Origin of the sequence: uncultured Shewanella sp. (genome assembly GCF_947497935.1) — a bacterium.
GTDB lineage: Bacteria > Pseudomonadota > Gammaproteobacteria > Enterobacterales > Shewanellaceae > Shewanella.
Genome location: NZ_CANMIO010000032.1, coordinates 1 through 19726 on the forward strand (window position 1 = coordinate 1; position 19726 = coordinate 19726).

The following is a 19726-nucleotide window of genomic DNA, read 5'->3' on the forward strand; positions in this document are numbered from 1 at the left end:
GGTAGCAATGGCGGGACTTGAACCTGCGACCCCAGCATTATGAGTGCTGTGCTCTAACCAGCTGAGCTACATTGCCATCTTTCTTTACAGCCCCCTGTCTGGGGAACGGGGCGTATTATGCTTATTCGGGTTAATCAGGTCAACTGCTTTTTTCTGCAAACTTAACGAAACAGCATTGTTCGGCGATAAGTTCACCAAACTGAGCAACAGACGCCCAAAAAAGTCGCTTTTATATACGAAACTTAGCGTTCTTTAATCACAAACATACCCAAGACAGTGAATTTTATTTGCCAAGCCAACTGGGTTAGATTGCTCTGCTACACTTTTATCGACCCAAACAGCAGTTTTATATCGAGGACTTTATATCACAACCCGATACAAACTTAGCTTATATACTTCTATATTTCAGCTAAAGTAACCACACCAGCCAAGTTATCGACTCTTATCAAGTTACCTACGTCACCCAAGCAAGTAATGTTCGCCTAAGCAGTTATCATAGGCGGGCAAATCTTAGATACAAAAACGGCGACTATAATAAGTCGCCGTTTGTTATTAACGCACCGTTAAGCTTATACGTTAAATAGGAAATGCATTACATCGCCATCTTTTACGGTATAGGTCTTACCTTCTACGCGTAACTTACCCGCCTCTTTCGCGCCAGCTTCACCTTTATAAGTAATGAAGTCATCGTAAGCCATAACTTGAGCGCGGATAAAACCACGTTCAAAATCAGTATGAATAACACCAGCAGCCTGTGGAGCGCTAGCGCCAATTCTTACAGTCCAAGCACGCACTTCTTTTACACCAGCAGTAAAGTAAGTTTGTAGGCTCAACAAGTCGTAACCTGCGCGAATAACGCGATCAAGACCAGGCTCTTCTAGACCTAAATCTGCCATGAACTCTTCACGGTCTTCAGCGTCCATTTCTGCAAGCTCAGACTCAATAGCAGCGCACACAGCAACAACAACTGCATTTTCTTCAGCAGCAAGTGCTTTAACAGTATCTAAATGTGGATTATTCTCAAACCCATCTTCAGCCACGTTAGCAATGTACATTGTTGGCTTAAGTGTTAGGAAGTTTAAGTAGCCAATCGCTGCTAGCTCTTCTTTAGTAAGCTCCATAGAGCGAAGCATTTTGCCTTCGTCTAATACTGGACGCATTTTTTCAAGTACGGCCACTTCAAACTTAGCTTCAGCATCGCCGCCTTTAGCGCGTTTAGCTTGACGTGTAATAGCACGCTCACATGAATCAAGGTCTGCTAGCGCTAGTTCAGTGTTAATCACTTCGATATCACTTGCAGGATCCACTTTATTAGCAACGTGAACAATGTTGTCATCTTCGAAACAACGAACAACATGACCAATCGCATCAGTTTCACGGATGTTAGCTAGGAACTTGTTACCTAGACCTTCACCTTTAGATGCACCAGCAACTAGACCTGCGATATCAACGAACTCCATCGTTGTAGCCAATATACGCTCAGGCTTTACGATTTCAGCCAATGCGTCTAAACGTGGATCCGGTACAGGAACAACGCCTGTGTTAGGTTCAATTGTACAGAACGGGAAGTTTGACGCTTCGATACCAGCTTTAGTTAGTGCGTTGAAAAGTGTTGATTTACCAACGTTTGGCAGGCCTACGATGCCACATTTGAAACCCATATTGTTACCTTTAATATCAATGAATGACTTGAAGCTTTGCTCCAAGCACTTGTTTATGCTTTAAAAGAATGCAGTCTATGCATCGCCTTTGCCATATCTTGGTTGAACAAGACTTCTGTCGAACGTACCGCTTCATCAATCGCAGCGTCCATCAGCTCTTGATCCGTTGGTGAGGCCTTACTTAGCACATAATTGCTCACCTGACTCTTATCACCAGGATGACCTATGCCAATGCGTAATCGGTAGAAGCCTTTATCATTAGCAAGTTTTGCAATGATATCTTTAAGACCATTATGACCACCGTGACCACCGCCCAACTTAAACTTTGCAACACCCGGTGGCATATCTAGCTCATCGTGTGCGACTAATATTTCTTCCGGTGCGATGCGAAAAAAGTTCGCTAACGCCCCTACCGACTTACCGCTTAAATTCATAAAGGTCGTCGGTATTAATAGACGTACATCTTTACCATGCAGCGTCACTCTCGCCGTCATGCCGAAGTATTTACTGTCCAATGTTAAAGTGGCACCACAGACTCTAGCGAGTTCCTCAACGTACCACGCACCTGCATTATGGCGAGTCCGTTCATACTGTGCGCCGGGGTTTGCAAGCCCAACAATCAGTTTTATATTGCTCATAGTACCCAGTCTGTTATTGCCTAATTTACGTTTTGTCGCCGAGTTAACCCCTCAGCAGCAAAATTAAAAACGCGACATTTTAGCACTCAAATAGCCTGCCAACAAATTATACGCAAATTTCCATTATTTTAATGTGCTACTCAAGCTATCGAGCAGGGCTCTGTTTAATATCGCTATCCGATGAATAGAGTTGATTCTCGGCTAACCGCGATAAAAAAACCGAGTGTTTGGCACTCGGTTTTTTATCTCACAATCAAGATCAACTAAAAGCCCATTGCGTACTTAAGTACCTGCTTTTTAATTGGACTGTCGATGTTGGCAAGTTTTAGTGCACTATTTCGCAGAAGCTTAAGTGGCAGAATGTCATTACTGAAACTTGCGTAAAACAAATCCATAGTCGACATCATCAACTGATTATCACGGTATCGGCTTCGCTGATACTCAGCTAACACTTGAGCCTTCCACCAGCCGTTTGTATCCTCAATATGCCCTGCTATGGTATTAATCAAAGCATCGACATCCTTAAACCCTAAGTTAACCCCCTGGCCTGCGAGTGGATTAATTGTATGGGCTGCATCACCTAAGATCACCAAGTTATCCCGGTAATAGGTCTGCGCATGTCGTCGAGTCAACTTGAAGCTTGCCTTATCGACAACGCTGAAATGTCTGTCTAAACGCTCTGGAAAATATTGATCTATCTGCGCCTTTAATGCTGAGTTGTTAAGTTGGCTCAGTTGAGCAATTCTGTTGGCGTCGTCATACCAGACTAATGAGGCATTGTTACCCGGTAATGGCAATAATGAGCGAGGCCCGCTTGGTGTAAACTGTTGCCAGGTGACATCTTGCTCTTCACAGGCGGTTTCAATATTAATCAGCATAGCTGACTGAGCATAGTCCCAACCTGTGATACCGATATTAGCCCACTGACGTACCATAGAGTTCGCGCCATCGGCACCAATTAATAAGCGAGCCTGTAATGCATCGCCATTATCAAGCTGTACTTCAATGAAATCCTGAAGAGGGTTGCGAGACATATCTGAAATCTTAACCGGGCAGAATAAGCTGACATTCTCTAGTTGCTGCAGACGCTGCCACAGCGAAAGTTGGATCAGACGGTTCTCAACGATATGACCTAAATGAGAGGTGCCGATCTGGTCGCTATGAAAACGAGTGATACAGCCATCCATCTCCCATGTTTCCAAGCCTTTATAAGCGACTTTACGCATCGAATCGAGCCCAGCCAAAGCGCCAAGGCGCTCAAGCAGCGCTTCCGAAGCGGCGCTGATAGCGGATACACGTAGATCCAGTGGCTGTTCACTGTCATAAGCCTTTGGAGCAAACGCTTCGATTACCGCAACCTTTAATCCAAGCTGCCCAAGACCTATCGCTGTCGCAGCGCCGACCATACCGCCACCGACAACCACCGCATCATATAGACTCGATTTACTATTTGTCTGTTCCACTGCTACCTGTCTCCTGACAACTGGAATCACTATTGTTTGTGAGTTTACACCTAAAGAGCAACGTGATTGGAGGCTTTATCTAAGAAAGTTTGTACTATTTGAAGCGAAGCGGCATATCCCTTGGTTAAGTTTGTAAACCAAACTCAGCTAAATATGTCGTTTGATGTCATATCTCACTCTAACGTGTGCAAATGTGTCTAAACTTGGTTTTCCTCACACCTGCTTACAAACCGCAAAGCTGAGCTATAAACCTTGCCATACACTCAAGCTATCTAATGAAACAAACATAGAGAAATGAGTGAGGATATTATGAAGACAATTGCCTTCGCCGTACTATCAGCAGCGTTAATAATGCCATCGATAAGCTACGCCAATAGTAACGACGACCAGATGGAACACATCACTGTCACTTACCGAACCCCGATTGAGTATGCAGTGTATCAATATACGACAGAGACTCTGCTGGCCTTCAATCAGCAAATTAGAATGGAAATTCAGCTGCAAGCCAGAATGACTAGCATGCAAATGGCTAAGTCACATGGCATTATCACCGACACTGTCACCACAGCACTGAAGCCAGCTGAAGGCATATTGACAAGCAACAGAGTAAAGTCTGCCGAATAATTTCACTTTAATAGCGGCTAAATGCTAGCCACAGGCTAACTTAGGCGTTAAAATGTCGCGCTATTTTTTCGGTGCTTCTAGAGTGATACAGATTGATGAGTAAAAAACTCCATATTAAAACTTGGGGCTGTCAAATGAATGAGTATGACTCATCTAAGATGGCTGATCTTCTTGATGAATACGAAGGTTACACATTAACAGACAATGCTGAAGAAGCTGACGTGCTGCTTTTAAATACCTGCTCGATTCGTGAGAAAGCACAGGAGAAAGTGTTTCATCAGCTAGGGCGCTGGAAAACATTAAAAGATAAAAAACCAGGGCTGATTATCGGCGTTGGTGGTTGCGTTGCCTCACAAGAAGGTAAGGCAATTAAAGAACGTGCTCAGTGCGTCGATCTTATTTTTGGTCCGCAGACCTTGCATCGTTTGCCTGAAATGATCGACCAGATCAAAGACGGTAAGAAAGCCGTTATCGACGTGAGCTTCCCTGAAGTGGAGAAGTTTGACCGTCTTCCAGAACCTCGTGCCGAAGGCCCGAGTGCTTTCGTATCGATTATGGAAGGCTGTAGCAAATACTGCTCTTTCTGCGTAGTGCCTTACACTCGTGGTGAAGAAGTTAGCCGTCCATTAGACGATGTGATCCTTGAAATCGCCCAGCTAGCAGAGCAAGGCGTACGTGAAGTTAACTTACTTGGCCAAAACGTAAACGCTTATCGTGGTGCAACCCACGACGATGAAATCTGTACCTTTGCAGAACTTTTACGTTACGTGGCGGCTATCGATGGTATCGACCGTTTACGCTTTACCACCAGCCACCCAATTGAATTCACACAAGACATCATTGATGTGTATGAAGACACCCCAGAACTAGTGAGCTTCTTGCACTTGCCAGTGCAATCAGGTTCAGACTTGATCCTGACACAGATGAAACGTGGACACATGGCAATCGAATACAAGTCGATTATTCGCCGTTTACGTAAAGCTCGTCCTGATATCCTAATCAGCTCTGACTTCATCATCGGTTTTCCTGGTGAGTCTAAGCAAGACTTTGCTGACACCATGAAGTTGATTGAAGACATCCAGTTTGACCATAGCTTTAGCTTTATCTATAGCGCACGTCCAGGTACCCCAGCCGCGGATCTTCCTGATGACGTTAGTCTAGATGAGAAAAAAGAGCGTCTTGCTATCTTACAAGACCGTATCACTCAACAAGCCATGCGCTATAGCCGTCAAATGGTCGGTACTGTTCAGCGCATCTTAGTTGAAGGTCCATCAGTTAAGAACCCAATGGAACTTCGCGGCCGCACTGAAAACAGCCGTGTGGTTAACTTTGAAGGCTTGCATGAGCATATCGGTAAGTTTGTTGATGTTGAGATTGTTGACGTATATACCAATTCTCTACGCGGCGTATTTATTCGCGGCGAAAATGAAATGGATCTGCGTCGCGACCTGCGCCCATCGGACATCATGGCTAAATATAAGCAAGATGATGACCTAGGTGTGACTCAGTTTAAGCCAGCTTAAGCCGAAAATACCACTGAGATTAAACACGCTAAAGGCGGCATCCTGAGATGCCGCTTTTTTCTTCTTAGTAACAGATAGAAAATAGCATTCGCAATTATTGAATATGGCTCGTAAACTAGCACTATTAGCGTATAACCAGACCTAGATTAATGGAGTGATTTTTTGTCAAACAAGTTAACCACGCTCAACCTGTATTTAGAGCCAGCAGAAACACGTAGACTCGCTTCGCTTTGTGGCCCGTTTGATGACAATATCAAGCAGTTAGAGCGCCGTATTGGCGTTGAGATCAGCTACCGAAATAATCACTTTCAAATTGTCGGTACGCCGCGAAACTGTTTGACAGCCAATAATCTGTTAAAAGATCTCTATATCGAGACTCAGCCGCTTAAAGGCAGCACACCGGATCTTGAGCCTGATGCCGTTCATATCGCCATCCAAGAGGCGATAGCACTGGATATGGAAGCACCTCGTGATGAGAGCGAGTTATACATTAAGACTAAGCGTGGCGTAATTAAACCGCGTAATCCGAATCAAAGTGATTATGTACGTAATATCGTCACTCACGATATTACCTTTGGTATTGGTCCAGCAGGTACAGGTAAAACTTACCTTGCGGTAGCCGCTGCAGTCGATGCGTTAGAGCGCCAAGAAGTGCGCCGTATCTTGCTTACACGCCCAGCGGTTGAAGCCGGTGAGAAGCTCGGTTTTCTACCTGGCGACTTAAGCCAGAAAGTCGATCCTTACTTACGCCCGCTTTATGATGCACTGTTTGAGATGATGGGTTTTGAAAAGGTTGAGCGTTTAATTGAGCGCAATGTTATTGAAGTCGCGCCGCTTGCTTATATGCGCGGCCGAACGTTAAATGATGCCTTTATCATTCTCGATGAGAGCCAAAATACCACCGTTGAGCAGATGAAGATGTTCCTGACCCGTATTGGCTTCAATTCTCGCGCGGTGATCACAGGGGATATTACCCAGATAGACTTACCTAAGCATCAAAAGTCTGGCCTACGCCATTCAATTGAAGTATTAGGAGAAGTGGATGAAATTAGTTTTAACTTCTTCCAAGCAAAAGATGTGGTACGTCACCCCGTTGTGGCACGCATCGTCGAGGCTTATGAAGCGTTCGAGTTAAAAGCGCAATCGAGTAAAGGCAATAAAGATAGCCAATACCAATTACAGGAAACAGCCACCCATGAGTGATAGTCAGATGGTTATCGATCTTGATGTACAAGTTGCCGTTGAAGGATTTGAGCTGCCGTCGCAAGCAGAACTTGAACTTTGGGTAAAAACCGCACTCAGAGATACTATGAGTGAGGCAGAATTAACGATTCGTATTGTCGACGTTGAAGAAAGCCAAGAATTAAACAAGACTTACCGTGGCAAAGACAAACCTACCAATGTTTTGTCTTTCCCGTTTGAAGCACCACCGGGCATTGAGCTACCGCTACTAGGCGATTTAGTGATTTGTGCTGAGGTTGTTAAGCAAGAAGCAATTGATCAAAATAAACCCCTACTCGCACATTGGGCACACATGGTTGTACATGGTTGTCTCCATCTGCTAGGGTATGATCATATTGACGATTCCGAGGCCGAAGAGATGGAGTCACTAGAGACTCAACTAATTGAAAACCTTGGTTATACTAATCCTTATAAGGAGCAATAATTGGCTCAAAAGAGTCAAGAAAACACTATGAGTGACGATATCCCACCGAGTACTAACGCCCACAAGAAGGGCTGGTTAGAGAAAGTAAGTCAGTTGTTCCAGGGCGAACCACAAAATCGCGAAGACTTGGTTGACGTAATTCGTGATGCAGAGCTACGCGAAGTGATCAGCGAAGACACCCGTGAAATGATCAAAGGTGTTCTAGAAGTGTCCGATCTTCGTGTACGGGATATTATGATCCCACGTGCGCAGATTGTCGCAATCCAGATTGATGACACAGTAGAAGAAGTGCTTTCTACCGTGATCGGTTCAGCACACTCTCGTTTTCCAGTAGTCAATGAAGACAAAGATCATATCGAAGGCATTTTGCTTGCGAAAGACTTGCTTCAGTATGGCTTTAAAAACAACGAAAAACCGTTCGAATTACGTCAAGTAATCCGTCCAGCTGTCGTTGTTCCTGAGAGTAAGCGTGTTGATGTGTTACTAAAAGAGTTCCGCTCTCAGCGTTACCATATGGCGATTGTTGTCGATGAGTACGGTGGAGTGTCGGGCCTAGTGACAATTGAGGATATTCTCGAAGAGATCGTAGGTGATATCGAAGATGAGTTTGACCATGACTCTGCAGAAGAGACTGAAATCAAGCAAGTCAGTAAGCAAGTATTCATGGTGAAAGCACTCACTCCAATCGATGACTTCAATGAAGCATTCGGTACCGAGTTTAGTGATGAAGAATTCGATACCGTTGGTGGTATGGTTTCCCATGCATTTGGCCACCTACCAGAACGTGACGAAAAGGTCATGATCCAAGATATCGAGTTTAAAGTGGTTAACGCCGATACTCGTCGCTTAATCCAACTTAGAGTTAAGTTCCCTGATAACAATCAATCTAATGATGAGACTGTTGCTTAGCAACTAACTTACGTTATCACGACCCAATGATGAGGCTGTATGCTGAATAAATTTCGGGCATTAGCCCATCATCCGCGTTCGAAACTGGTGCTGGCCTATACGGCCGGCGCCATTACGGCGCTCTCCTTCGCCCCCTATTCTATTTGGCCGCTTTATCTTATTGCGCTGGCCTTTGTTCTCCACCAGAGTTCTGATTTAACACCTAAACAAGCTTTTAAATACTGGCTCAGCTTTGGCTTTGGCTGTTTCTCTGTCGGGATCAGCTGGGTGCACGTCAGCATGGATGTCTATGGCGGCATGCCTCTTATCGCCTCAATCGCCTTAATGGCACTGCTTGCATTGTATCTCGCGCTTTACCCTGCTGTTGCGGGGTGTTTAATGCAAAAGCTTGCACCGAAGACGTCCCTGCTACGTAACTTACTGGTATTTCCTGCACTTTGGACCCTTACCGAATGGGCACGAGGCTGGGTATTAACAGGCTTTCCTTGGCTATGGGCAGGTTATAGTCAAACAGAGGGCCCCCTTAAGCCTATCGCCTCCATGTTTGGTACCTTAGGCCTAAGCTTTATTGTTGCCTTGTTAGCGGGAGCCATCGCGCTATTAGCCGTTAAACGCTGGCAGAGCTTCGCCATTGCGGTACCTATATTTACCGCACTGACCTTTGTCGCCCCTATGACCTCAGAAGTGACACCTAATGGTGAAACCATCAAAGTTGCATTAGTTCAGGGCAATATTCCTCAAAGCATGAAATGGCAGCCCGATGCGCTTTGGCCAACCATGCTTAAATATATGGACCTATCGCGACCAGAACTGCTAAATAGCGACTTGATTATTTGGCCTGAAGCAGCAATTCCAGCTCCCGATGTTGATGACAATGTGCAGTCATTTCTTTATAACGCCAATAAAGTCGCCAATTTAAACAATACAGCAATCATTACTGGCATTATTGGCTACCAAAACAGTGAATTCTATAACTCACTCATCGTGCTAGGCAATTACAACCATAAGCAACAATCAGAACCAGATTACCTCGGTGACGGCAGTAATGAGTTTAAGAAACACCATCTATTGCCTATCGGGGAATTTGTACCTTTTGAATCTTTGCTGCGGCCATTAGCACCGTTTTTCAATCTGCCAATGTCTTCATTCAACCGCGGCGACTTTACCCAGCCAAATCTCAATGCGGTGGGCCATCAGATCTCACCTGCTATCTGCTACGAAATCGCTTTCCCAGAGCAACTTCGCGCCAATATGAACGACAATACCGATCTGCTGCTAACGGTCTCGAATGACGCTTGGTTTGGCACCTCAAACGGGCCTCTACAGCATATGGAGATTGCCCAGATGCGCTCGGTAGAACTCGGGCGACCGCTAGTACGCGCAACCAATAACGGCGTGACAGCCGTGGTCGATGAGAAAGGTAATATTACGCAGCAACTGCCGCAGTTTGAAGCCGGAGTCCTAGTTGCTGATATCCAACTGATGAAGGGGCACACACTGTTCACCACTATTGGTCAGTGGCCGGTACTGATCTTGAGCTTTTTAATCGCCCTAGGTGCTGTAATTAGGAAGAAATTTCAGTGATGAGCAGCAACTAATATCAATCAGTGAATGTATCGATAAGCTACAGCCACCATGCATGAGAGTAAAAAGCACGAGGTGGCTGTTAGCTGATTTATCTCAGCTTGAGGCTAATGTTAAGCCCCAAGAGTAAACAACTAATGATACTGATGTTAACACTGATTTTGATACTATGGCGCCAATGCTTCGCGAGTAAACTCATTGTTATCGCACTCGGTGCAGTCTGAAAGTACACCTGGGAACTCGATTTTCGACTCATGACCGCAGGCCGTGCACACCATAGTACCTTGGCCAACAATCTCACCACTCTCATAATACCCGTGGTGCTTAAAGTCCTGTGCCACCTCATGCCATTCTACTTGACTGCGATCGGTTATTTCACTCAACCAGTGCCATAAGGTGTTCTCTACGGTGATAACGGTCGGACTATGGCTCAGATCGGTGGCATTTTGCTCCTGCAAGAAACTCGCTATGTCACGTTTTAAAAATTGTTCCACTAAAGCCAACTCTTCTTCCTTTGCGTGTTGCTTTAATGCCAAGTATTGTTTACTCACCTGCACCTGCTTGTACAAACTCTTTACAGTCAATGAGTTATCATCTTTATATTGAGATTTTATATGCTCAATTAGTGCTTCATAAAGCGAAAGTAGCGCGGTACTTTGTTCACTCATGGTAAATACTCCTTCAACGAACCTTTTTAATGACTCACTTCTAGTTTATTCTATGCCGATATAACTCGCGCTGAAATAGCGCTAGATCAAACAATGGGCGGCATAGCCGGAAATAGATTGATGCAAGAGCAATATACTCCTTCAGAAATTGAAGCTAAAGTGCAGCAGCACTGGCAAGACACAAAAACATTTGAAGTCACCGAAGACGAAAACAAAGAAAAGTTCTATTGCCTTTCTATGTTCCCGTATCCATCGGGCCGACTGCACATGGGTCACGTACGTAACTACACCATAGGCGATGTTGTGTCTCGTTACCAACGTCTGCAAGGTAAAAACGTGCTTCAACCTATCGGTTGGGACTCTTTCGGTCTTCCAGCAGAAAACGCGGCTATCAAAAACAACACTGCACCTGCACCTTGGACTTACGAAAATATCGATTACATGAAGAACCAGCTAAAAATGCTAGGTTTTGGCTATGACTGGTCACGTGAAATCGCCACTTGTACACCTGAATACTACCGCTGGGAACAGTGGTTCTTCACTAAGCTTTATGAAAAAGGCCTAGTGTACAAGAAGACCTCTTCAGTTAACTGGTGTCCAAACGATGAAACCGTACTTGCAAACGAGCAGGTTATCGACGGTTGCTGCTGGCGCTGTGATACCACTGTTGAGCAAAAAGAGATCCCGCAGTGGTTCATCAAGATCACCGAGTACGCAGAAGAGCTACTTAACGACATCGATACGTTAGAAGAGTGGCCTGAGCAAGTTAAGACCATGCAGCGTAACTGGATTGGTCGTAGTGAAGGTATTGAAATGACGTTCCAGGTTGCAGATAGCGACCAGAGCTTTGATATCTACACCACTCGTCCAGACACGGTAATGGGCGTCACTTATGTTGCTATTGCGGCAGCTCACCCATTAGCTGAGCAAGCGGCTATCAATAACCCAGCCTTAGTTGAGTTTATTGAAGAATGTAAAAACGCTGACACCACTGAAGCAGCTATGGCTGCAATGGAAAAGAAAGGTGTCGCTACAGGTCTTAATGCTATCCACCCGATCACTGGCAAAGAAGTGCCAATCTGGGTAGGTAACTTCGTACTGATGAACTACGGTACTGGCGCAGTAATGTCGGTTCCAGCTCACGATCAACGTGACTATGAGTTTGCTAAAAAGTACGGCCTAAACATCGAAGCCGTTGTTAAACCAGCTGACGGCGAAGTAGATATTAGCGAAGAAGCATACACAGACAAAGGTGTACTGTTTAACTCTGCAGAGTTTGATGGACTAGACTTCCAAGCTGCATTTGATGCAATTGATGCCAAGCTAACTGCCGAAGGCAAAGGGAAGCGCCAAGTGAACTTCCGTTTACGTGACTGGGGCGTTTCACGTCAACGATACTGGGGTGCACCTATCCCAATGGTGACTTTGGCTGATGGCACTGTGATGCCAACACCAGAAGATCAACTACCAGTTATTTTGCCTGAAGATGTGGTTATGGATGGTATCCAAAGCCCAATCAAATCAGATAAAGAGTGGGCTAAGACCACAGTTAACGGCCAAGAAGCATTCCGCGAAACAGATACCTTCGATACCTTTATGGAATCATCTTGGTATTACGCACGTTACTGTAGCCCGCATGCTGATGAAATGCTTGATCCAGCTAAAGCCAACTACTGGTTGCCAGTCGATCAATACATTGGTGGTATCGAGCATGCTTGTATGCACCTATTGTACTTCCGTTTCTTCCACAAGTTACTGCGTGACACTGGCCTAGTGAACTCTAACGAGCCAGCTAAGCGTCTACTGACTCAAGGTATGGTACTGGCTGATGCTTACTACTATAACAATGAGAAAGGTGCTCGCGTTTGGGTTGCACCATCAGATGTAACAGTACAAGAAACTGACGACAAAGGCCGTACGGTTAAAGCCGTAGACAGCGAAGGTCATGAACTGGTTTACACCGGTATGAGCAAGATGTCTAAGTCTAAGAACAACGGTATCGATCCACAAGAGATGGTTGATAAGTACGGCGCCGATACCGTTCGTCTATTTATGATGTTCGCAGCGCCACCAGAGCTAACTCTTGAATGGCAAGAGTCGAGTGTTGAAGGTGCGCATCGCTTTATTAAGCGTTTGTGGAAAACTGCACACGACCATATTGCTAACGGCCCAACTGCTGAGCTTGATGTTAAGTCACTTAACGCAGCGCAAAAAGAACTACGTCGTGAACTGCATAAGACGATTGCAAAAGTGGGTGATGATATCGAACGTCGTCAGATGTTCAACACCGCTATCGCATCTATTATGGAACTGATGAACCGTCTACAGAAGGCACCATCAGAAACTGAACAAGACAAAGCACTAATGCAAGAAGCATTAAACGCTGTTATTCGTCTACTTTACCCAATCATTCCACACACAAGTTTTGTACTGTGGAACGAGCTTGGTAACCAAGGTGCGATTGAAGAAGTACTTTGGCCAGAAGTTGACGAGTCTGCTCTGGTTGAAGATAGCAAACTAATCATCGTTCAGGTTAACGGTAAACTGCGCGCAAAAATTACCGTTGCAGCAGATGCAAGCAAAGAAGAAGTTGAAGCTGCGGGTATGGCCGAAGAAGGTGTGGTTAAGCACACCGAAGGCAAAACCGTTCGCAAGGTTATCTACGTACCGGGCAAGCTGCTCAATATCGTAGCTAACTAATCTTCGTAAACAAGGAAGACTAAACAAAGCTTATGCTAATTAAACGCATACTTTTGGCAACCTTGGCACTGAGCGTTTTGCTCAGTGCCGGTTGCGGCTTTAGACTTCAGGGTAGCTATTCTATTCCAGAGCAGCTACAAACCTTAAGTCTTAGCAGCCAAGACGAATACAGCGAACTGACACGCCTAGTGCGTGAGCGATTACGCTTGAACCGCATTGCAGTCGTTGCACCAGCAGACGATCTTCCAGCTCTGCGGATCATTAATGACTCGTTAGATCGTTCAACACTGTCTATCTATCCAACGGGCAACGTGGCCGAATACGAACTTATCTATCAAGTAACGTTTTCTGTGCAATTGCCAGGCGATGAGTCACAACGTTTCGATGTCGCGATTCACCGTGATTACCTCGATGATCCCCGCACCGCATTAGCAAAAAGCCGAGAAATGGAACTATTGCTAAAAGAGATGCGCATTCAAGCAGCCGACCGTATTATTCAGACATTGGCCGCGACTGAGGTTAATTGATGCGGATCTATCCAGATCAGTTAGCGCGTCAGCTTTCTCCACTGCCTCAATGTTGCCTTATTTTTGGTGACGATCCTTGGTTGTGTGAGCAGAGCCGCGCCGCCCTTCACGCTGAAGCCAAGCGCCAAGGTTTTGAAGAAAAGATCCAACTGACCCAAGAAACCGGTTTTAGTTGGAATGAACTGTTCGAGCAGTGGCAAGCGATGAGCTTGTTTTCGAGCCGTCGCATTATCGAACTCACCCTACCACAAGCAAAACCCGGCACCGAAGGCAGTACTATGCTGCAGTCACTAATGCAGATGGATAATCCTGATGTGTTATTAATCTTAACCGGTCCAAAACTTGCGGCGGAGCAAACCAAGAGTAAATGGTTTAAGAGCTTGGATGCTAAAGGCATATACGTGCCTTGTGCAACGCCAGAAGGTGCACAATTTCAGCGCTGGTTAGACGGCCGTATCAATCACTATGGCTTATCCCTAGCAAGGGATCCCCGTGAAATGCTGTTTGCACTTTACGAAGGCAACTTACTCGCTGCCGATCAGTCGCTGCAGTTATTGCAACTATTGAGCCCGACAGCGCCAATCGATTGCGACCAGTTAAGCCAGTACTTCGAAGATCAATCACGTTTCAGTGTGTTTCAACTCACCGATGCCATGCTCAACAACCAACAAGATAAAGCCCAGCACATTCTGTCGCAGCTAAAAAGCGAAGGCGTTGCCATGCCAATTATTCTATGGTCGTTATTTAAAGAACTGGCGGTGCTGTTGCAACTTAAAACCGCACAAGACAAGCGTGAGTCTCTACAAGGTCTTTGGGGAAAATTACGTGTTTGGGATAAGCGAAAATCTATCTACCAAAATGCCTTGAACCGCCTAGAGCTCACTCATATTGAAACCTTACTTGCCGGAACCTCTGCTATCGAGCTAAAGCTAAAGCAGCAAGGAATAGAAGATTGGACAGGGCTCAGCCATATCAGCTTATTGTTCGATGCCAAGGCCCATAACAAGCTGGCTCATATCGCCCTAGATTGATAATAAGAATTAGATTAATGATAAAAATTAGTCTCGATATTAAGCAAAAGGCCTTAGCATGAAAATAGGCATTTTAGGCGGTACCTTCGACCCGATCCACTTTGGCCATATCCGACCGGCTCAAGAGATAAAGCAGCAACTCAATTTAGATGAGGTTTGGTTAATGCCAAACCACATCCCGCCCCATAAGCAAGGCACTCACGTTTCTAGCCAAGCCAGGCTCGCTATGGCAGAACTTATTGCCAATGAGCACTGTGGCTTCAAAGTGTGCGATATAGAGGCTAAGCGGGACACTCCCTCCTATAGCGCAATGACATTAACTCAGCTTACAAAAATTTATCCTCAGCATGAATTTTACTTCATCATGGGTATGGACTCATTTTTAAGCTTCACTCGTTGGCATGAGTGGCAACAACTGTTTGACTTGTGTCATCTCGTAGTCTGTAAGCGTCCGGGCTGGCAGCTTGACGACAAGGATCCCATGCAAAACATCTTAACGCCACGGCTTCATGATGTCACCACTCCCTTATCGGCAAAGTCGGGTAAGATTTTCATGGTTGATATCACACAACAAGATATCTCATCGACTGAGGTACGACAGCAACTGATGCTAGGCATCATGCCAACTGCCGCACTCCCTGCTTCAATTCAAGAGTACATTCAACACAATCGTCTTTATCGAGGCGACTCCTCAACGAAAACAGATTAAAGCCTAACCAAACCCAGATATTTATGCCAATAGCTATTAATCTGGATTTGAAATACTGCTATACTATCGCGCTGTCTTAAAATTAATGGGGTACCAGCGTGGAAAGCGCAGAGTTAAAGCAATTTGTAATCGATAAGGTTGAAGACCTTAAAGCAAAAGATATCGTTGTAATGGACGTATCAGAGAAATCTAACATCGCCGACTTTATGGTTGTATGTACAGGTAACTCAAAAACACACGTAAAAGCAATCGCTGAAAATCTAGTGGTTGAATCTAAGCGTGCCGGCATCACGATTCTAGGTGTCGAAGGCCGTGAAAGCAGTGAATGGGTTTTAGTAGACCTAGGTGACGTCATCATGCACGTTATGCAAGATCAGACTCGCGATTTCTACCAGCTTGAAAAACTTTGGTCAGAAAAGCCTGAGTAATGAAGATTCAGTTAGTCGCAGTTGGAACCCGCATGCCAGATTGGGTCGAAACAGGTTTTAAAGAATACCAGCGCCGCTTCCCTCGCGATATGGCGCTTGAATTAGTTGAAATCCCCGCTGGCAAACGCGGTAAAAATGCCGATATAGCTCGCATCCTCCAAAAAGAGGGCGAGTTAATGTTGGCAGCGATCCCGAAAGGAAATCATATCGTCAGCTTAGACTTACCCGGTAAAAACCTTACAACGCCTCAGCTAGCAGAGCAGATGAACAAATGGCTACTCGATGGCCGCGATGTTAGCTTGCTGATCGGTGGTCCTGAAGGGTTATCGCCGGATTGTAAAAAAGCTGCAGCTCAAAGCTGGTGTCTATCAGCCTTAACCCTACCTCACCCTTTGGTACGCGTGATTGTTGCCGAAAGCCTATATCGTGGCTGGAGCATTAACAATAATCATCCCTACCATAGAGAATAATATCGAATCACTATTTGGTTAGACTGACCTTAACAGGACTGGCATATGTGCTTGGCACCCTTTTTTAAGCAGGAGAGAATGTAAGTGTCCCCTAGAAAGCGCATAACCATGAACGACCATGCGGCCGAGGCGTCGCTGTTTAAGAGTCGAGCCCTGTTTACTTTCTTAAGTGTAATAGTCCTGCTGAGCTTGCTGCTGGTTAACCTTTATAATCTGCAGATTACCTCTTTTAAAGACTATGAAACCCGCTCTAACGACAACCGGATCCGTGTGGTACCTGTCGCACCTAGCCGTGGTCTGATCTACGACCGACACGGGCAACTGCTTGCCGAAAACCAACCTTTCTTCTCATTAGAAATGGTGCCTGAAAAGGTTAAAAACGTCAGCGAAACTTTAGATGAATTAAGCTTGGTAATTGGTTTATCTGAAGATGAAAAGGCCAATGTGCTCGATGCACTCAAATATCATCGCCGATTTAAGCCTCTGACAATAAAGAACAAACTCACCGAAGAGCAAGTTGCCGAATTCAGCGTCAACCAACACCGCTTTCCAGGGTTCTCTGTTGAAGCAGGTCTAAAGCGTCACTACCCTTATAACGAGTTGATGACCCATGCCCTAGGCTATGTGGGTAAAATTAATAGCCGCGATCAAGACTCGCTAATTCGCAATGATCTCTGGGCAAACTACGCCGCGACTAAAGATATTGGCAAGCAAGGCATCGAAAAGTTTTATGAAAGTATGCTACTTGGCAAGCCTGGGCACCTAGAAGAAGAGGTCAATAACCGCGGCCGTACCATTCGTATTTTAAAGTCTGAACCGCCAACTCCAGGGCAAGATATCTATCTCACCTTAGATTTAAAGTTGCAGCAAAAAGCGATGGAGTTACTGAACGGTCGACGCGGCTCTATTGTTGCTATAGATCCGCGTGACGGGGGCATTTTAGCGCTGGTTTCTAGCCCGAGCTACGATCCGAATCTATTCGTTCACGGGATCAGCAGCAAAGCCTATAGTGAGCTATTAAACTCCAAGTCTAAGCCGCTAATTAACCGTGCCACTCAGGGGCAATATGCGCCAGCCTCTACCGTGAAGCCACACTTAGCTTTATTGGGGTTAGAGAATAAAACCGTTACCAGCAAGACCCGGATTTGGGATCCAGGCTTTTGGCAGATCCCTGGCGTTGAGCGTAAGTACCGTGACTGGAAGCGCTGGGGCCATGGCTGGGTCGATGTTAATAGCGCGATTGTTAGCTCGTGTGACACCTATTTTTATGACTTAGCGTATAAGACTGGCGTCGATTCTATCGCAAACTTTATGCAACCTTTTGGGTTTGGTGAGCGTACTGGCGTCGATATTTTTGAAGAGTCTGCCGGTATTATGCCGTCGAAGGACTGGAAGCGACTACGTTATAACCAACCTTGGTATATAGGTGATACCATCTCTGTAGGTATTGGTCAGGGCTATTGGACGACAACACCATTGCAGCTTGCCAATGCCACCGCGATTTTGGCTAACAACGGCCGCCGTTTTGTGCCGCACTTTTTAAAGTCTATCCAAGATCAAACTGCAAAAATTGATACCCCCCCCGATGAGTTGCCACCCATCGAGTTAAAGGATCCTAATAACTGGAAAATCATCAACGAAGCGATGCGCGATACTGCACATAAGTCACGTTTCACCGATGCTCGTTATACTGCTGCGATGAAGACAGGTACGGCACAGGTATTTAGTGTTGCCCAAGACGCTAAATACGATGCAGATAACATTGATGAACGTCTGCGAGATAACGCGCTGATTATTGCCTACGCCCCCTATGAAAACCCCAAAATTGTACTCGCTGTCGTACTTGAAAACGCGGGCTGGGGTGGTGTAAACGCAGGCCCTGTTGCTCGCGCCTTGTTAGACGAGTATTTATTAAGAGATTCATGGAATAAGACTAAATGAGCGCACACAATCACCGACCAAACATCTGGCAGCGTCTACACATAGACTTACCTCTACTGTTAGGCCTTTTAGCCCTGATGGCTTTTGGACTTGTTGTGATCTATTCAGCCGGTGGTGAAGACTTAGCCCTGATGGATCGCCAACTATTTCGCATGGGCTTGTCACTATTGGTGATGTTTGCCGTCGCACAGATTAATCCTGAAATGCTAAGGCGCTGGGCTTTTCCCATCTATCTAACCGGCATCGTATTGCTAATTGGCGTACACTTTTTTGGTGAAATCAATAAAGGGGCACAGCGCTGGTTAAATTTAGGCTTTATGGAGTTTCAACCATCAGAGCTAATTAAACTCGCCTTCCCTATCACCATGGCTTGGTACATTAGTAAGTTCCCTTTGCCGCCAAAGAAACGCTACCTCGCGGGCGCTGGCGTCATCTTACTGGTGCCGACCCTACTTATCGCTAAACAACCGGATCTCGGAACTTCGATTCTCGTTGCCGCCTCAGGGATCTTCGTGCTGTTTTTGTCTGGCATGAGCTGGCGAATTGTCGGTGGATTTATCGGCAGTGTACTTGCGATGCTCCCAGTACTCTGGTTCTTCTTGATGCACGATTATCAACGTACACGAGTATTAACCTTACTCGACCCAGAGAAAGACCCACTCGGTGCTGGCTACCATATTATTCAGTCTAAAATTGCTATCGGTTCAGGTGGTTTATGGGGCAAAGGATGGCTTCAAGGTACACAATCACAACTAGAATTTTTACCCGAACGCCATACCGACTTTATTTTCGCCGTGATTGGTGAAGAATTCGGTCTCATCGGTGCTTTATTGCTACTGTCGCTCTATATCTACGTTATCGGTCGTGGTTTGGTTATTGCGTCGCGAGCCCAAACCAGCTTTGCCCGCCTCTTAGCCGGTAGTATTACCTTAACCTTCTTCGTGTATATTTTCGTTAATATTGGCATGGTTTCAGGCCTGTTACCTGTAGTGGGTGTGCCATTGCCATTAATCAGTTATGGTGGTACATCTATGCTGACATTGATGACAGGTTTTGGCATCTTAATGAGTATTCATACCCATAGACGCTTTATCGATAGATAGCTTCTAATTCAAGCCATTAGATTATTAATCCTCGAGAGCATTATGGTGCATTCAAATCACCTAACCATAATGCTTGTCGAC

At 45.5% G+C, this 19726-nt stretch carries 18 protein-coding genes and 1 tRNA gene; 14 read left to right on the forward strand and 5 right to left on the reverse strand.

The features are described 5' to 3' along the window. Nucleotides 1-2 precede the first annotated feature (2 nt). The 4 genes from Q1A86_RS20225 to Q1A86_RS20240 all read right to left on the reverse strand — a co-directional run bounded on the left by Q1A86_RS20225 (nucleotide 3) and on the right by Q1A86_RS20240 (nucleotide 3762). A tRNA-Met gene (locus Q1A86_RS20225) sits at nucleotides 3-76 on the reverse strand. Nucleotides 77-569: 493 nt separating this feature from the next. Next, nucleotides 570-1661 (reverse strand): redox-regulated ATPase YchF, encoded by a 1092-nt coding sequence (gene ychF / locus Q1A86_RS20230; protein ID WP_299810995.1) that lies wholly within the window; start codon nucleotides 1659-1661, stop codon nucleotides 570-572. Between the two features lie 53 nt (nucleotides 1662-1714). Further along, nucleotides 1715-2299: an aminoacyl-tRNA hydrolase gene (gene pth / locus Q1A86_RS20235; protein ID WP_041411592.1), complete on the reverse strand. Its 585-nt coding sequence runs from the start codon at nucleotides 2297-2299 to the stop codon at nucleotides 1715-1717. 263 nt (nucleotides 2300-2562) lie between these two features. After that, nucleotides 2563-3762 (reverse strand): FAD-dependent monooxygenase, encoded by a 1200-nt coding sequence (locus Q1A86_RS20240; protein ID WP_299810999.1) that lies wholly within the window; start codon nucleotides 3760-3762, stop codon nucleotides 2563-2565. Between the two features lie 309 nt (nucleotides 3763-4071). Between Q1A86_RS20240 and Q1A86_RS20245 the strand changes: the two genes are divergently transcribed. The 6 genes from Q1A86_RS20245 (at nucleotide 4072) to lnt (ending at nucleotide 10068) form a co-directional block, all read left to right on the forward strand. Next, nucleotides 4072-4386 (forward strand): hypothetical protein, encoded by a 315-nt coding sequence (locus Q1A86_RS20245; protein WP_299811003.1) that lies wholly within the window; start codon nucleotides 4072-4074, stop codon nucleotides 4384-4386. Nucleotides 4387-4481: 95 nt separating this feature from the next. Continuing rightward, nucleotides 4482-5909, forward strand: coding sequence for a tRNA (N6-isopentenyl adenosine(37)-C2)-methylthiotransferase MiaB (gene miaB / locus Q1A86_RS20250; RefSeq protein WP_299811009.1), 1428 nt, complete (start codon nucleotides 4482-4484; stop codon nucleotides 5907-5909). 162 nt (nucleotides 5910-6071) lie between these two features. After that, a complete protein-coding gene (locus tag Q1A86_RS20255; RefSeq protein WP_299811011.1) occupies nucleotides 6072-7112 on the forward strand; it encodes a PhoH family protein in 1041 nt (346 codons plus the stop codon). After that, complete coding sequence (gene ybeY / locus Q1A86_RS20260) at nucleotides 7105-7575, forward strand: rRNA maturation RNase YbeY (RefSeq protein WP_220764699.1); 471 nt, start codon at nucleotides 7105-7107, stop codon at nucleotides 7573-7575. The genes Q1A86_RS20255 and ybeY overlap by 8 nt, the downstream gene beginning before the upstream one ends. Nucleotides 7576-7602: 27 nt before the next feature. Next, a complete protein-coding gene (gene corC, locus Q1A86_RS20265) occupies nucleotides 7603-8484 on the forward strand; it encodes a CNNM family magnesium/cobalt transport protein CorC (RefSeq protein WP_299811079.1) in 882 nt (293 codons plus the stop codon). A gap of 39 nt (nucleotides 8485-8523) precedes the next feature. Further along, the gene (gene lnt, locus Q1A86_RS20270) at nucleotides 8524-10068 is read left to right on the forward strand and encodes an apolipoprotein N-acyltransferase (RefSeq protein ID WP_299811020.1); all 1545 of its coding nucleotides are present in this window, start codon (nucleotides 8524-8526) and stop codon (nucleotides 10066-10068) included. Between the two features lie 167 nt (nucleotides 10069-10235). On the opposite strand, the gene Q1A86_RS20275 is transcribed toward lnt, so the two are convergent. After that, entirely contained in the window at nucleotides 10236-10736 is a 501-nt protein-coding gene (locus Q1A86_RS20275) for a zinc ribbon-containing protein (protein WP_299811023.1), read from the reverse strand. Nucleotides 10737-10856: 120 nt separating this feature from the next. Between Q1A86_RS20275 and leuS the strand changes: the two genes are divergently transcribed. The 8 genes from leuS to rodA all read left to right on the forward strand — a co-directional run bounded on the left by leuS (nucleotide 10857) and on the right by rodA (nucleotide 19645). Next, a complete protein-coding gene (gene leuS / locus Q1A86_RS20280) occupies nucleotides 10857-13436 on the forward strand; it encodes a leucine--tRNA ligase (protein WP_299811026.1) in 2580 nt (859 codons plus the stop codon). 32 nt (nucleotides 13437-13468) lie between these two features. Continuing rightward, nucleotides 13469-13963 (forward strand): LPS assembly lipoprotein LptE, encoded by a 495-nt coding sequence (lptE, locus tag Q1A86_RS20285; RefSeq protein WP_299811029.1) that lies wholly within the window; start codon nucleotides 13469-13471, stop codon nucleotides 13961-13963. After that, a complete protein-coding gene (gene holA / locus Q1A86_RS20290) occupies nucleotides 13963-14994 on the forward strand; it encodes a DNA polymerase III subunit delta (protein ID WP_299811031.1) in 1032 nt (343 codons plus the stop codon). Before lptE ends, holA begins: the two co-directional genes overlap by 1 nt. 58 nt (nucleotides 14995-15052) lie before the next feature. Further along, nucleotides 15053-15703, forward strand: coding sequence for a nicotinate-nucleotide adenylyltransferase (nadD, locus tag Q1A86_RS20295; protein ID WP_299811034.1), 651 nt, complete (start codon nucleotides 15053-15055; stop codon nucleotides 15701-15703). A gap of 98 nt (nucleotides 15704-15801) precedes the next feature. Then, nucleotides 15802-16131 carry a ribosome silencing factor gene (gene rsfS / locus Q1A86_RS20300; RefSeq protein ID WP_202721936.1) on the forward strand — a complete coding sequence of 110 codons (330 nt, stop codon included), beginning with the start codon at nucleotides 15802-15804 and terminating at the stop codon, nucleotides 16129-16131. Then, complete coding sequence (gene rlmH, locus Q1A86_RS20305; RefSeq protein ID WP_299811049.1) at nucleotides 16131-16601, forward strand: 23S rRNA (pseudouridine(1915)-N(3))-methyltransferase RlmH; 471 nt, start codon at nucleotides 16131-16133, stop codon at nucleotides 16599-16601. The genes rsfS and rlmH overlap by 1 nt, the downstream gene beginning before the upstream one ends. 84 nt (nucleotides 16602-16685) lie before the next feature. Next, on the forward strand, nucleotides 16686-18542 hold the full coding sequence (gene mrdA / locus Q1A86_RS20310) for a penicillin-binding protein 2 (RefSeq protein ID WP_299811052.1): 1857 nt from the start codon (nucleotides 16686-16688) through the stop codon (nucleotides 18540-18542). Beyond that, nucleotides 18539-19645: a rod shape-determining protein RodA gene (gene rodA / locus Q1A86_RS20315; RefSeq protein ID WP_299811055.1), complete on the forward strand. Its 1107-nt coding sequence runs from the start codon at nucleotides 18539-18541 to the stop codon at nucleotides 19643-19645. Before mrdA ends, rodA begins: the two co-directional genes overlap by 4 nt. Nucleotides 19646-19726: the final 81 nt, after the last annotated feature.

Coding starts and splice junctions, on each gene's coding strand:
- Q1A86_RS20245 (WP_299811003.1), top strand. CDS start 4,072: ATGAAGACAATTGCCTTCGCCGTACTATCAGCAGCGTTAATAATGCCA.
- lnt (WP_299811020.1), top strand. CDS start 8,524: ATGCTGAATAAATTTCGGGCATTAGCCCATCATCCGCGTTCGAAACTG.
- rlmH (WP_299811049.1), top strand. CDS start 16,131: ATGAAGATTCAGTTAGTCGCAGTTGGAACCCGCATGCCAGATTGGGTC.
- rodA (WP_299811055.1), top strand. CDS start 18,539: ATGAGCGCACACAATCACCGACCAAACATCTGGCAGCGTCTACACATA.
- ybeY (WP_220764699.1), top strand. CDS start 7,105: ATGAGTGATAGTCAGATGGTTATCGATCTTGATGTACAAGTTGCCGTT.
- holA (WP_299811031.1), top strand. CDS start 13,963: ATGCGGATCTATCCAGATCAGTTAGCGCGTCAGCTTTCTCCACTGCCT.
- Q1A86_RS20275 (WP_299811023.1), bottom strand. CDS start 10,736: ATGAGTGAACAAAGTACCGCGCTACTTTCGCTTTATGAAGCACTAATT.
- corC (WP_299811079.1), top strand. CDS start 7,603: ATGAGTGACGATATCCCACCGAGTACTAACGCCCACAAGAAGGGCTGG.
- leuS (WP_299811026.1), top strand. CDS start 10,857: ATGCAAGAGCAATATACTCCTTCAGAAATTGAAGCTAAAGTGCAGCAG.
- pth (WP_041411592.1), bottom strand. CDS start 2,299: ATGAGCAATATAAAACTGATTGTTGGGCTTGCAAACCCCGGCGCACAG.
- ychF (WP_299810995.1), bottom strand. CDS start 1,661: ATGGGTTTCAAATGTGGCATCGTAGGCCTGCCAAACGTTGGTAAATCA.
- lptE (WP_299811029.1), top strand. CDS start 13,469: ATGCTAATTAAACGCATACTTTTGGCAACCTTGGCACTGAGCGTTTTG.
- nadD (WP_299811034.1), top strand. CDS start 15,053: ATGAAAATAGGCATTTTAGGCGGTACCTTCGACCCGATCCACTTTGGC.
- miaB (WP_299811009.1), top strand. CDS start 4,482: ATGAGTAAAAAACTCCATATTAAAACTTGGGGCTGTCAAATGAATGAG.